This window comes from Kitasatospora sp. NPDC036993, assembly GCF_055607525.1.
The window spans coordinates 12,489-25,340 of sequence record NZ_JBVJRP010000005.1; the positions used below are offsets into that span (position 1 = coordinate 12,489).

Genomic DNA, 12,852 nt, shown 5'->3' on the forward strand with positions numbered 1-12,852 from the left:
AGCCCGAGCGAGCCTGAGCCGAAGCCTGAGCGAGCCTGAGCCGGCCGACAGTAGGGTGGCGTCCGTGGCCCGATTCGTCCTGACCCGCCGTTCGCCGCTGCCGCCCGCCGAGTGCTGGCAGCGGCTGACCGCCTGGCCCCGGCACGGGGATCGGGTGCCGTTCACCCGGGTCTCGGTGGCCCGGGGCACCGGCCGGGAGACGGGTGACCTCGTCCTGGCCAGGACGGTCCTCGGGCCGCTGCGCGTCGACGACCCGATGGAGATCACCGAGCTGGTCGCCCCCGGCCCCGGCCGGGACGGACGGTGCCTGCTGGTCAAGCGCGGCCGCCCGGTGCGGGGGTGGGCCGAGCTGCGGGTCCGGGCGGTGGGCGGCGGCAGCGCGGCGGTCTGGACGGAGGAGCTGACGGTCGCCGGGCTGCCCCGGCCGCTCGACCCCCTGCTCGATCCCGTCCTCGCCCGGGCGGGGCGCCTGGTCTTCGGCCGGGTCCTGGAGCACCTCCTGCGGCCGTAGCCCGAACCGGCCTCCACCCGAACCCCGGGACACCTGGCCCCCGACGCGGACGGTCGCGGCCGTGGATCGGGCACCAGGCTCCGGGCACCGGGCACCGGGCACCGGGCACCGGCCGTACGGGAATTCGTGGACGTGCCCCCTCCCGCCACGACCCCGTCCCGCCCTCCCCGGCCCGCACGGACCGCCTGCCGGGAACGGGTCAGCCGGGAAGGCGCGGCCCCGCGCCGAGCGGTACGCCGAGGCGCTCGGACTGGGCGACCGAGGCGGGTGAATCCTGGCTCCGGGCCGCCTCCGTCGGGATCCGCGGAGCCGTGGCCGGCCCGCCCGGGGCCGGGGTGTAACCGGGCAGGTGAACGGTGCCCCAGGTGTACGGGTCGGCCTGGGCGCTGCCGAACGGGGACCAGGCCAGACGGCTCCCGCCGGTCCTGTCGGTGGTGTCGGAGTCGTACACGAGGACGTTCGCGGTCATCCGCTCGGGGTCGACGGCGGCCGGCAGGTCCGCCAGCGGGATCCGCACCTCGACGGTGTAGCCGCGGTAGGGATCGGTGACCCGGGAGGCGACGGTCAGCCCGGGGGCGGTGCCGGCGGCCGGGCCCTGGTGGTTGTCGGCGTCGCGCTCCGCGCAGGGCCCACCGCCGTTCGCCGTGAACGGCAGGACGCCGGCCTTGAACGTGGTCGAGGTGTCGTCGGAGTCGCCGCGCGGATCGATGCCGATCTCGACGGCGTCGGTGCGCCAGTGCCGCTTGCAGTCGTTCAGGGCGTCCAGGGCGCTGCCCGTCCGGTCGTCGGTGACCTGGACGAGCACGTACAGGTCGTCGCCGTGGCGGGAGAGCCGGGCGGTCGCGGAGCAGTCGGCGGGGGCGCAGTCCTGGCCCGCCCAGTGCCGCAGCGGGAGTTCGGGCCCGGGGTACTCCCCGGGGCCGGCGGTGCCGTCGACGACGGGCGGGCGGTCGAGTGCCGGAGCGTCGGTCGCGGGAGCGGCGGGGTAGCCGGGCTGGGCGTCGTCGGCCAGCCAGGGCATCTCCACCCGCCGGGTCCAGTCGCGGAACTCGGCGTACAGCGGCCTCAGCCCGGCCTGGTCCCGGACGGGGGCGGGGACCGGTTCGCCGGCCCGGGCGAGGACGGTGAACCACTCGCACGGCAGCTGCCCGGGCGGGGTGTCGACGGTGGCGGGCAGCGAGCCGAGACCCTGGGTCAGGTACCTGCGGGCGGCGTTGCGCTCGATCTGGGCGAAGGTCTCGCCCGAGGAGCCGGAGCGCGCGCCGGTCCACACCCCCTCCACGGGGAGCCCCGTGTGCGGATCGGTCAGCCGGGCGCTGGCGCAGGACGGTCCGACGGGCCCGTCGAAACCCCAGTTCTGGGCCAGCAGCCGGGAGGGCCGCCACGGCCGGTACCCCTCGTCGGTGATCTGCTCGGGGAACGCCGTCGGATCGCCGGCGAGCCGGAACGCCTCGACGGCCAGCCGGGCGGCCTCCTGGTGCCCGCCGTGCTGGTCGAAGGGACGCGGGTCCATCGTCACCACGGTGGCCGGGGTGGTCGCCCGGAGGAGGCGGACGATCCGCGCGAGCGTGTCGGCGGGCTGTTCGGGCACCCCGTTCCAGACGGAGGAGACCAGCGGCGCGGAGAGGGTGTACCAGAAGTCCGGCTTGTCGAGGTAGAAGACGTTGTCGATCCCGGCGAGGCCGACGGCCTCCCGTTCCTCCGTCTCACGGATCAGGCCGAGCCGGGCGCCCTCCTCCGGCCCGACGGCGTTCCCGCCGCCCTCGCCCCGGGTGATGGTCACCACCCCGGTGCTCCGCCCGCTTCGCTCCCGCCACCGGGCGAAGGTGGCCAGCGACTGGAACTCGTCGTCCGGGTGGGCCCCGATGAACAGGACGTCGGTGTGGGCCGGGTCCCGTCCGGCCGGTGCCACGGCACCGGCGGCGGAGCGGGGCGCCGCGCTGTCGGCAGGCACGGCGAAGGCGCAGGCCGTGGCCGCGGCGACGAGGACGGCCGGCCAGCTCCGCCGTACCAGGTTCTGGATCACGGTGCGTGCGTTCCCTTCCGTGCGGCTGTCGCGAGGTGACCGGCGCCCACGGCTTCCCTCGCCTTCTGGTGCCGCCGCACGGCGGCTCGGGCGCGATCCATGCTAGGGATGCCCAGTCGCGGCGGAGTGACACCAGGCCCGGGCAGCGGGCCGGCAGGACCCCGGCGGGGCGGCCGTGCCGCCCGGCCCCGTGCGGAGCCGGAGCGGCACGCCCCCCGCCCGGCGGCCTCACCGGTGGGTGATCAGGCCGGATCCAGGTAGTAGAGGTCCGGCTTGCTGTCCTGAACCACCTGGGCGATCTCGTTGCTGTGGTTCGAGGAGGCGACCCATGTGCCGGAAACCTGGGCCTGGATCGCGAACAGGTTGCTGCCCGCCACCTTCGACTGGTTCTTGGGGCGCACCAGGGCGCGCCCGACCGGAGCGCGGGTCAGCAGCGCCCTCCGCCGAGCATGATCCGCGCGATCAGCTCCTGCCGGCTGCCCACCCCGGTCTTGGTGAACACCGACTTCAGGTGGTCCTGCACCGTGTACGGCGTCATCGCGAGCAGCCGGGACACGTCCCTGGTGTCGCTGCCGCGCACCAGCAGCAACGCCACCTCCCGCTCACGGGCGGTCAGCCCGTACGCGGCCAGGTAGAGCGGCATCACCTCGGCCGGCGAGGCGGGCGAGGCCACCACCGTCACCGCGTCCCGCGCCTCGCCGCCGCGCAGGGCCGCGCCGTGCAGCAGGTACCAGCGGTCGTCCCTGGCCCACACCCGCACCGGCAGCTGCGGTACGACCAGCCCGTGCGCCGTCCGGCGGGCGTGCTCGGCGGCCATCGCCACGCTGGTCGGGACGGTGAGCGAGCTCGGGGTGGGATCGGCCAGCCGGGCGAGCAGGTCCTCGGCCGGCCCGGACAGGGCCTGCAACCGGTTGCGCCGGTCGAGCACCAGCACCGCGGGCCCCTGGTCCGCCCCGTCCGGGGCACCGCTCGCGGACCCGCCCGGCGCGTGGCACGCCCTCAGCGCGTTGCCCAGGTGCCGTGCGGCGACGTCGGCGAGCTCGCGGTGGCGCGCCAGGTACGGGCCGCGGTCCGGGGCCCGCAGGAACGCCGCGCACCCCCACATGCCGCCCGCCGCGTCGAACACCGCTCGCAGCTCGTCCCCGAACCCGGCGGGCGCGACCTGCTCCCTGAACCGCACGCTCTCCTCCAGCCGCCCCCGGCTCGCCCGGCTCAGCGTCTCGGCGTGCACCCCGCTGCGCCGGATCTTGGGAAAGGTCGCCAGATCGTCCGCCCACACCTCCAGCCGCACGGCGTGCTCGAACCCGTCGAGAGTGAGGTCCTCACTCTGCACCGAGTTCACCAGCCCGGTCGCCGGATCCGCGGTGTGCCAGCACACCGCGTCGAACTCCAGGACCGGGCGCAGCAGTTCGTCCGCCCGCCGGAAGACCTCCGGCGCCGTCAGCCCCGCCCCCGCGAGCTCCCGCATCCCCTCGATCGCCGACCGCGCCGCCACCCCACGAGCCCCACGTCGTCCCATGCGGGGAAGCTAGCATGCCGTTCGCACTCGCACCCGTACGGCCGAAAACGGTCGCCTTCCGCACGCGAGGATCCGGCCCCGACAGGTGACGACACCTCAGAAATGGCCGTGGGTCAGCTACTTCGGTCTCCCCGCCGTGCTCCGGCGGAGGCCCGGCGCCAGTCCAGGTACTGCTGACGGACGTATGCCCGCGTCTCGTCGCCGTCGGCGGTGACACCGTCGTGCTCGGTCAGGTACCCGGCCGCGATCCGTGCCCCCGCCACCTGCTCGCGGTCCGCGTCACCGCCCGCCAGCGCCAGGCGGTCGGCCCGGGCGGCGGTGCGCAGCAGGTACTCTCGCCGCCTGCGGGGCGAGCTCCTGGTGGCACTCCGGCGGCCGGCCAGGTCCTTCTCCTCCTGCTCGACACCCGGGGCGTCCGCGTACGCCTCCGCCGCCGTCGGCACCGGTCCGGCCGGTACGACCGGCACCGGCCGGGGCGGCAGCGGCGGCAGGCCGCGGACGTGGAGCACGTCGTTCGCGAACTCCGGCTGGTCGACGGGCAGTCCGTGCCGGCCGAACACGGCGAACAGCTCGGCGAGGGCACGCGGCTCGACACCGCGTGGCCGGTCGTCGCCGGTGACGCCGATCCGGCCGAGCTGCGGGCCCCAGAACCGGCCCGGCGGGTCCACGAGGCGCAGCCGGAGGGTGAGGTGGTGGCCGCTGGTCTCGGTCTCCTCCTCGAACTCCATGGCCAGGCCGCGGATCTCCGACCAGGCGTAGCGGCGCGGGACCAGCAGCCGGACCAGGGTGAGGCCGTCCTCCTCCTCCCGCAGCCAGAAGGTGTGCGGCACCGTGACGGCCGCCGCCACGGCGATCAGCACGCCGATCAGGGTGGCCTCGCCGGGGCTGCCGGCACCCGATCCGACCAGCGCGAACATCGCCACCAGGGCCAGCGCGCAGCCGATCCCGATGTTGCCTCCCCACTGCCGCATGAACGACAGCCGTACCGTCCGCATCCCGCCCCCTGGTGTCCGTCGGTGTGCCGGCTCCACGCTCCCGGGGAGCACCGGGCCCGGGCAAGCACCAGCGGGGAGCTGTGACGGCCCCGTGACGAAGCCGCCGTACCGCGTCACGATGTGTCGGTTCGCTCTATGACACCGTCAGGGCCGGGCCGGCCGCGAGAACCCGGCACAGCCCTCCGATCGGAAGGAACTTCGATGACGGAGCCCGACCACACCACCGAGCACCACCAGGCCGAACGACGGCTGCACAGCTCGTCGTTCGGCCGGGCAGCGGTCGCGTACGCCGAGCACCGCCCGGACTACGCGCGGGCCGCGGTGCGCTGGGCCCTCGAAGCCGCGCCCGGCCCGCGGGTGCTCGACCTCGGCGCGGGGACGGGCAAGCTCACCGCCACCCTGGTCGCACTCGGCTACGACGTCGTCGCGGTCGAACCCGACCAGGCGATGCTGGCCGGACTGCGCGGCTCGCTCCCGGCCGTCCGCGCGCTGCCGGGCAGCGCCGAGGCGATCCCCCTGGCGGACGGGTCCGTCGACGCCGTGGTGTCCGGCAACGCGATGCACTGGTTCGACATGGACGTCGCGGGCCCGGAGATCGCCCGGGTGCTCGCACCCGGCGGAGTCCTGGCCGGCCTGTGGAACGTCTTCGACGACGGGGTCGACTGGGTGGCCGGCCTCGCCCGGGTCGCCGGCCCCGCCGCCATCGGCCCGCGCGACGTGCCCGCGAGCTGGCGCACCGCCACGGCCCGGATGCACCTCCCCGCGTCGGGCGGGGCCGCCCGCTTCGACTCCCCGGAGCAGGCGGAGTTCCCGCACGGGCAGGACCGCACCGCCGACTCCCTCGTCGCCACCCTCGCCACCAAGGCGGGCATCCTGGTCATGCCGGAGCAGCGGCGCGAGGCCCTGCTCGGCGAGGCCCGCGCCTACCTCGCCGCCCGCCCGGAGACCGCCTCCGGCGAGTTCACCCTCCCGATGCTGACCAGCGTCCTGCGCGCCCAGCGGATCTGACCGCCTCGCCGCCGGATCCGGCGGTCGAAGGATGGAGGCCTCAGTCCCCCGCCGGTGCCGGGGCCTGCGCCGGCCCGGCCGGGTGGTCGGGTTCGAGGACGAAGACCGGGATCACCCGCGGCGCCCTCTCCTGGTACTCGGCGTACGGCGGATACGCGGCGACCGCGCGCCGCCACCACCGGGCCCTCTCGTCCCCGGTGAGCTCACGGGCCGTCATGCCCTGCCGCTCGGGGCCGTCCTGGAGGTCCACCTTTGGGTCGGCCTTGAGGTTGAAGTACCAGTCCGGGTGGCGCGGGAAGCCGCCCTTCGAGGCCACCGCCGCGTACCGCCCCTCGTGCTCCACGCGCATCAGCGGAATCTTGTGGATCCTGCCGCTCTTCGCACCGCGCATCGTGACGATGACGACCGGCAGGCCGGTGTCCCGCAGCGTGGTTCCCCGCGTGCCTCCCGAGCTCTCGTACAGCTCGACCTGTTCGCGCACCCACTGCGCCGGACTCGGCTGGTACTCGCCCTCGAGAGGCATCGCATTCACCCCACTGTCGTGTACGGACCGTGCCGGGACGGTCCGGACGCAGGCCTCGCACGAAGGGGACACCGCCGTCCCCGCTCTGCCGACACGGCCAAGTGTGACGGCAACGCTCCGGTGTCGCACCCGGCTCCACGTCCCCGCAGGTCATCGACCGTTCGTGAACGCCCCCGCGGCCGGCGGGCTGCCGGGCCCGCTCCGTGGTCAGCCCCCCCCCCCGCAGGACGTGCGAACTCGACCGCCGGGCCAGTGTTTCCCCCGCGTTTCCCCACGGCTCCGGGGACGGGAAAGTGCTACGCGCGGAGGGCGGGACCGACAGGAGGCCGCCTCCGTAATCTCGTTGCAGGGCAGGCCCGCCCGACCGAAACGGGATCGCTGGAGGTTCTGTGGGATACACCGTTCTGAGCACGACCAGCGTGCCGGCCGAGCAGCGTTTCGACTGGTGGTGCGACCTGATAGGCCGCTCCGTCGCCCCGTCCGGATCCACAGCCGCCACACCTCCGACTTCGTGGCCGACGCCGGCGCCCTGGATCTGGGGGCGGTCCGGCTGACCACGATGTCCTTTGGGCAGCGCGGCCTGGGAACTGACCGCCGCCTTCCTCGCCCACCACCTCGACGCACACGACCGCCTGCCACCGGAGGCCCGCAACCGCATGCTGCTGGCCCGGATCAACGCCTTCATCGAGGACAACCTGGCCGAACCCGCCCTGTCCCCCACGTCCGTCGCAGCCCACCACGGCATCTCGGTACGGACGCTGCACTACCTCTTCCGGCAGCAGGGGGAGACCGTCGCGGCGACCATCCGCAGTCGCCGGCTGGCGCGCTGCCGGGCAGCCCTGAGCGACCCGGCCCTGCGTGCGCTGCCCGTCCACGCCGTCGGCGCGCGCTGGGGCCTCGCCGACGCCGCCTCCTTCAGCCGATCCTTCCGCGGCGCCTACGGCGTCACCCCCGCCGAGCACCGGCGATCGACGCTCCCCGTCGTCCCCGCCAACCGTCCCGCCCGCCTTGCGCACGGTGTCAAGGAAGGCTGCGCCGAGGGCCAATGACGCCGGCAGGGGGCCCGACGCAGACTTCTCGCACTGGGCCGAAGCCACGGCCCATCCCACGACCGAGGAGCGAAGATGCGAGGAGTGAAGACGCGCGCACGAGGACTGCTGCTGACAGCTGTGGCCACGCTGAGCCTCACCGCCGGCACCGTGGCCGCGGCCGCCCCGGCGAGCGCGGACAGCTGCGTCAACGGGTGGTTCTGCCTCTACTACAACTCCAACGGGGGCGGTGCGTTCGTCAGGATCGGCGGGAACATCCCCAACCTGACGGACTCAAGTTCAACGCCTGCGGCACCAACTGCAACGGCGTCGGTCAGAGCGTCTGGAACAACGCCGGCTCGGCGCGGAACACGAACGACTTCTACGCCGCCACGGTCTTCTTCAAATTCAAGTACATGGGGAACACCGACTTCGTTCCGACCAACTTCCTCAGCAATCTCCCCAATACGAAGAACGAGGACGCCTCGGTGCTGTTCGGCCCGTGAGCAGGCGAACCGTACTGACGGCGTGCGCGGTCGCCGTCTGCGTCGCGGTCGGCGGGGCGGTGGGCTACACGGCCACCGCCGGCCGCGGCCCGGACCGCGCCGGCAGCACGCGGACGGATCTCCCCGTACAGGCGTACCTGCTCACCTACCAGCAGCGCGACGACCTGAACAGCGCGTACGAACGGCTGGTGGAGCGCTGCATGAGCGAACGGGGCGCGCCGATCCAGCCGCTGGCGCACGTGCGCCCGCCCCTGAAGGACTTCCTGGAACGGCGCTACGGCCTGACCGACCTGGAACAGGCCGAACGGTACGGCTACGGGCTCCCTCCCACCAGGGACGCCGCCGCGGCCCCGGCCCCGCCGGAACTGACGGAGGCCCAGCGCCTCGTCTACGACGGCGGTCCGGGCGAGGGGCCGTCGCGGGGCTGTGCGGGCTGGGCCGTGCGGCAGATCGGCGACACCGCCAGGGTCCGGGAGACGCCGGTCGCCATGGAACTTCAGCGGAAGTCGTGGGACGCCTCGGCCAGGGACCCCCGCGTCGTCGCGGCGACGGCCAGGTGGTCGGCGTGCATGAGCGCGCTCGGTTACCACGCCTCCTCGCCCGTGGACACGGCCGCCACGCCGACGTCCGACCCTGCGGCCGAGCGGGCAGAGGCCGCCTCGGGCGTACGGTGCAGCCGTTCGTCCGGCGTCATCCGCGAGTGGTTCGCGGTCGAGGCCGCGTACCAGGACGAGATGATCGAACGGAACAAGGACGCCCTGCTCGCCGAACGGTCCGCCGCGCTGCGGGTCGTCGACCGGGCACACGCGGTGCTCGACGGCTGAGCCCGAGATGACGCGGCGTCAGAAGACGGCCGGCCCGCCCGCATGCGCCACAGGGCGAGCCGGTGCGGCCCGGTGGGATCAGGTCATCGAGCGCAGCACGTTCCGCCTGACCGGCTGCCGCCGGTTCGGCCACCGCTACCTGGCCTTCCTCGGCCCCGCCACCGCCTCGTGCCGCTTCGGTCGCCTCCTCGGGCTCGCCACAGGGGAGACGGCCGTGGCCGCGTTCGGGACGGGCGGCCGGGAGCGGAGGTCCGGGGTGGAGCGTGCGGGAACGGCCGGGGCCCGCGGCCGGGCGAACGGACATTCGGCCTGATCGCCCCGCCGCGCCCCCGGGGCCGGCCCGGTCCCCAGCCGTGGCGATGCGTGCGTCCGGCGCACCTGCGAGGGGGCGCCCGCGGGTCCGTGTGGCGGCTGTCCGAAAAGGCCTCCGCGCCCGCGGGGCGCGGTTGCGCGGGCCTGGCCGCCGGTCCCGCCGTGCTCAAGCCCGCGCTGCACCGGGAGTCCGACATCGGACCGGACGACCCCTGCGACGTCATCCGGATCCCCACGTCCGTGTTCCCCACGGTGGCACCCCGGCTGGCGCAACTGCCGTACCTCGCGCACTGCCGCGGCGCCAACACCGGGGACCGGCCCGTCCTCGGCCTCCAGGAGGACGGGCTGTTCTCCGTCGTCGTCGCCGGCCGCTTCCCGGCCGCCGGCCCGCCCGGCTCACCGCCGGACGCCCGCACCAAGAACATCGTCCACCTGGTCTCCCTGGAGGGCCACGAGCCGCTCCTCGGCCCCGACCCGGACTTCCAGGGCCGCACGTCCGTCGCCCTGCTGTCGCTGTGCGCCTGGTCGTTCTGGGCGGAGCCGGACGGCAAGGCGCACTTCCGCGACCTCGCCGAAGGACTCACCCGGACACCGGACGGCTCCCGGGCGGCCACCCGCGAGGAGATGTGGCTGCGGCTGCCCTCCCCCTACCCGGACGCCGACGGCACCCCGCCCGCCCGGCGGCAGGTGGCCCGGCGGATCAACGACGGCCACCTGCCGCTGCCGTACCTGACCCGCTCCGGCGAGCGCGCCTTCGGGTGGTACCGAGCGCCGACCTGGACGCCTTCCTGCTCTCCGACGCCGCCCGCGCGGCCGTCACCGAGGCCCTGGACACGGACGACGGCCTCAGGACACGGCTCGCGCCGGTCGTGGACTGGCTGGGGCACCTGCTGCTGCTCGCCCCGGTGCCGTTCACCCACCTCGTGCCGGACTCCCGGATGCTGCCGCCGGAGTCCCTGCGCTTCTTCCACACCGACCCGAACTGGCTGGACGCGCTGGTCGGCGGGGCGCTGGGGATCGGCGCCCAGTCGAGCCGGGACACGCTCCAGGACGCGGTGGTGGCCGCCGCCGTCCGGACGAAGGCCGCGCAGGCGGCGGCCCGCCACCGCGACCGGCAGCGCGACGCCGGCCCCGGCGATCCGGACGCCACCCTCGGCCGGGTCTGCGGGATCCTGCTGCGCTCCGCGCTGGTCTCCGGCTGGCCCCACCTCGCCGTACGGGCCGTCGACGTGACCGGTGCCCCGCTGCCGGTGCTGCGGATGGAGCACCTCTCCCCGACCGTGCTGCTGTGCCTGTTCAACGGGGTGCCCGCCACCGTCGAACTCGCCGAACCCCAGGAGGGGTTCCGCTTCGGCGTCGAGGACGACGGACTGATACCGCTGCGCAGCCTGCTGCCGGACGCCGGACCACGGCTTCCGCTGGGCGAGCAGCTCGGCCCCGACGTCACCTTCGACGTCCTGCGCCACCTGCGCCCGTCCGCCGACCCCGCCGTACGGGTCCTGGACCTCACCTCGCTCGTGCCCGCGCTGGCCACCGCCCTGGACACCGCGCACGGCACGGACGTCGGTGGGGTCGGCCCCGCCGACCTCGCCCTGCAACTGGTCAAGGTGCCGGAGGCGATCCGCTTCGACGGCCCGGACGGAGACCGCTTCCCGGCGCCCGGAGGAGACCCGCGTTGAGCACCCGCCCCGCCCTCGTCGTGCCGGTCGCGCTCGACGCGCTCGTGGTGAACCCGGCCCTGCTGCGCCGGGACGGCTTCCGGACCTGGCGGCAGAACTACCTGGCCCTGGACGACTTCACCAGCCCCGAACCCGACGAGGGCGACCGGCAGAGCGACGACCCCCAGTTCCGGCAGACCGGCGTCCACCTGCACTGGGCGCTCCCCCGGGGCCTGCGCCACGGCGTGCAGGACCCGGCGACCGGGGAGGTCGACTACCCACTGGTGCCCAACCGCTGGCTCGTCACCCGCTTCAGCGGCACCGGCACCCGGCGGGTCAGGGCGTGGGTGATCGAGAGCGACTGCCCGCACACGGCCTACGCCCTGCGGCAGGGCCACCCCCTCGAACACTCCAGCCCCCACCTGGTCACCGACGCCACGCTGAGCGCCTGGCGGGCCAGCCGGGACCCCTACCGCGGCGCCCGCACCGACGCGTCCCCCCAGGTCCTGCTCGGGCTCGCCTTCCCCCTCGCCGACGGCACGCCCTGGACCGAACGGGCCGCGGCAGACCGGCTGTTCCTCACCGCCATGGGCGCCGGCGACCAGCACTTCACCACCTACGTCCCGCACAACACCAACGTCTTCTCCTTCATCGACGACCTCTCCGACGTCACCGCGGCGGACACGCTGGGGTACCAGGTCATCGGCTGGTACTCCGACCCGGCCGCCGACGTCCTCGCCACGCTCCCGCCCGGCACCTCGTACGCCGGCCTGCTCGACCGGCTCGCCGCCTGGCTCGGGGCCGTCGGCGACTGGGGCATCCTCGCCCAGGAGCTCACCGGCTTCAACGACCGCCTCGCCGCCCGCGACACCCGCGCCTTCCGCCGCCCCACCACCCGGGACGACGACCTGCCGCACACCGCGGGCCTGGCCGGCTACCCCGACGCCGACACCGAGGACGCGCTGCCCGCCCGCTACCGGGGCCGGGTCACCAGCGTCCCCTACCTCCCCGGCGGCGAGAGCGCGGACTTCCACGAGACCCGCCAGGGCCAGATCCACGTGCGGGAACTCTTCCTCTACGACAAGTTCGGCCGCGTCCTCGACGTCGTCAGCCCCGACCTCCGGCAGGGCGGCCTGCACGAGTACCGCGGCTTCCCGCTGATCGTCGACACCTCCCTGACCACGGAGTCCTCACTCACCCCGACCGTCGCCGCCGTCTCCCAGCTGCCCCCGCGCCCGCTCCAGCCCGCCCGGCTCGACTTCGACCTGCTGGACGCGGCCACCGGCACCCGGGTGGTGGAGACGGCCGCCGACCCGAGCCCCGTCACCGGCTGGCTGCTGCCCGTCCACCTCGACCGCGCCCTGCTGCTGTACGACCCGGCGGGCCGTTTCCTGGGCACCTACCGGCTGCTCACCGACGGCTCCGGCACCCGCACCGGCCAGTGGGAGCCCCCACCCGACGGCACGGTCACCAGCCTCGCCCAGGTCGAGGCGCTCGCCCCGGACCTCGCCGGCCTGGTGCGCTCCCGGCGCCTGGCCACCGAGGCCAACCTCAGCGCGTTCCTGGACGTCGTCGACTCGACCCTGTGGACCACCGACCCGCTCGGGCGGCGCACCGACCAGACCCTGTCCGCCCTGATCGGACGGCCGCTGGCGCTGGTCAGGGCCCGGCTCCGGCTGACCCTGGACGGGCCGCCCCTGACCGACCCCGGCTGGGCGGCCACTGGACGTCGCACGACCTGACCCCGGCACAGACTAACGCGCAGTTCCCTGACCGCCCGCCGACGCTGGAGGACGGTCTGCTCCGGCTCCTGACCGAACCCGAGCCCGAACCCGAGCCCTGAACCCCCGCTCCCCCGCTCCCCCGCTCCCAGTTCGGATCCTGCCCCCGGTTCCCAGCCCCGTCCGAATCCGAGTCCGAGCCCGGCCCCGGGCAGTCAACC

12 protein-coding genes and 1 pseudogene are annotated in these 12,852 nt (G+C 74.8%); 8 read left to right on the forward strand and 5 right to left on the reverse strand.

Annotated features, from left to right (window positions below; genetic code table 11):
* The first annotated feature begins 64 nt into the window (after positions 1 to 64).
* Positions 65 to 511 (forward strand): SRPBCC family protein, encoded by a 447-nt coding sequence (locus tag ACZ7C5_RS11800; RefSeq protein ID WP_401081470.1) that lies wholly within the window; start codon positions 65 to 67, stop codon positions 509 to 511.
* Positions 512 to 710: 199 nt separating this feature from the next.
* Here ACZ7C5_RS11800 and ACZ7C5_RS11805 read toward each other — a convergent pair whose 3' ends face one another.
* The 4 genes from ACZ7C5_RS11805 to ACZ7C5_RS11820 all read right to left on the reverse strand — a co-directional run bounded on the left by ACZ7C5_RS11805 (position 711) and on the right by ACZ7C5_RS11820 (position 5,027).
* Positions 711 to 2,537, reverse strand: coding sequence for a sugar-binding protein (locus tag ACZ7C5_RS11805; RefSeq protein WP_470322477.1), 1,827 nt, complete (start codon positions 2,535 to 2,537; stop codon positions 711 to 713).
* 242 nt (positions 2,538 to 2,779) lie between these two features.
* Entirely contained in the window at positions 2,780 to 2,938 is a 159-nt protein-coding gene (locus ACZ7C5_RS11810) for a hypothetical protein (RefSeq protein ID WP_401081476.1), read from the reverse strand.
* A gap of 26 nt (positions 2,939 to 2,964) precedes the next feature.
* Positions 2,965 to 4,056: a helix-turn-helix transcriptional regulator gene (locus tag ACZ7C5_RS11815; protein ID WP_401081479.1), complete on the reverse strand. Its 1,092-nt coding sequence runs from the start codon at positions 4,054 to 4,056 to the stop codon at positions 2,965 to 2,967.
* Positions 4,057 to 4,169: 113 nt separating this feature from the next.
* Positions 4,170 to 5,027, reverse strand: coding sequence for a hypothetical protein (locus ACZ7C5_RS11820; RefSeq protein WP_401081482.1), 858 nt, complete (start codon positions 5,025 to 5,027; stop codon positions 4,170 to 4,172).
* Between the two features lie 225 nt (positions 5,028 to 5,252).
* Between ACZ7C5_RS11820 and ACZ7C5_RS11825 the strand changes: the two genes are divergently transcribed.
* Positions 5,253 to 6,059 carry a class I SAM-dependent methyltransferase gene (locus tag ACZ7C5_RS11825; RefSeq protein WP_470322478.1) on the forward strand — a complete coding sequence of 269 codons (807 nt, stop codon included), beginning with the start codon at positions 5,253 to 5,255 and terminating at the stop codon, positions 6,057 to 6,059.
* Positions 6,060 to 6,099: 40 nt separating this feature from the next.
* Here ACZ7C5_RS11825 and ACZ7C5_RS11830 read toward each other — a convergent pair whose 3' ends face one another.
* Positions 6,100 to 6,582, reverse strand: a complete 483-nt coding sequence (locus ACZ7C5_RS11830; protein ID WP_470322479.1) for a nitroreductase family deazaflavin-dependent oxidoreductase — start codon at positions 6,580 to 6,582, stop codon at positions 6,100 to 6,102.
* Between the two features lie 566 nt (positions 6,583 to 7,148).
* On the opposite strand from ACZ7C5_RS11830, the gene ACZ7C5_RS11835 reads away from it, so the two are divergent.
* From ACZ7C5_RS11835 to ACZ7C5_RS11860, 6 genes and pseudogenes are all read left to right on the forward strand, one after another.
* The gene (locus tag ACZ7C5_RS11835; RefSeq protein ID WP_401081490.1) at positions 7,149 to 7,631 is read left to right on the forward strand and encodes a helix-turn-helix domain-containing protein; all 483 of its coding nucleotides are present in this window, start codon (positions 7,149 to 7,151) and stop codon (positions 7,629 to 7,631) included.
* A 75-nt stretch (positions 7,632 to 7,706) separates the two neighbouring features.
* A pseudogene (locus tag ACZ7C5_RS11840) lies at positions 7,707 to 7,847 on the forward strand (hypothetical protein); the annotation flags it as partial.
* Positions 7,826 to 8,116: a hypothetical protein gene (locus tag ACZ7C5_RS11845; RefSeq protein WP_401081492.1), complete on the forward strand. Its 291-nt coding sequence runs from the start codon at positions 7,826 to 7,828 to the stop codon at positions 8,114 to 8,116. The pseudogene ACZ7C5_RS11840 and the gene ACZ7C5_RS11845, both read left to right, overlap by 22 nt.
* Positions 8,113 to 8,940 (forward strand): hypothetical protein, encoded by an 828-nt coding sequence (locus tag ACZ7C5_RS11850; protein ID WP_401081494.1) that lies wholly within the window; start codon positions 8,113 to 8,115, stop codon positions 8,938 to 8,940. Before ACZ7C5_RS11845 ends, ACZ7C5_RS11850 begins: the two co-directional genes overlap by 4 nt.
* A gap of 1,070 nt (positions 8,941 to 10,010) precedes the next feature.
* Complete coding sequence (locus ACZ7C5_RS11855; RefSeq protein WP_470322480.1) at positions 10,011 to 10,931, forward strand: hypothetical protein; 921 nt, start codon at positions 10,011 to 10,013, stop codon at positions 10,929 to 10,931.
* On the forward strand, positions 10,928 to 12,652 hold the full coding sequence (locus ACZ7C5_RS11860; protein WP_470322481.1) for a hypothetical protein: 1,725 nt from the start codon (positions 10,928 to 10,930) through the stop codon (positions 12,650 to 12,652). The genes ACZ7C5_RS11855 and ACZ7C5_RS11860 overlap by 4 nt, the downstream gene beginning before the upstream one ends.
* The last annotated feature ends 200 nt before the right edge of the window (positions 12,653 to 12,852 follow it).

Coding starts and splice junctions, on each gene's coding strand:
- ACZ7C5_RS11815 (WP_401081479.1), bottom strand. CDS start 4,056: ATGGGACGACGTGGGGCTCGTGGGGTGGCGGCGCGGTCGGCGATCGAG.
- ACZ7C5_RS11820 (WP_401081482.1), bottom strand. CDS start 5,027: ATGCGGCAGTGGGGAGGCAACATCGGGATCGGCTGCGCGCTGGCCCTG.
- ACZ7C5_RS11825 (WP_470322478.1), top strand. CDS start 5,253: ATGACGGAGCCCGACCACACCACCGAGCACCACCAGGCCGAACGACGG.
- ACZ7C5_RS11830 (WP_470322479.1), bottom strand. CDS start 6,582: ATGCCTCTCGAGGGCGAGTACCAGCCGAGTCCGGCGCAGTGGGTGCGC.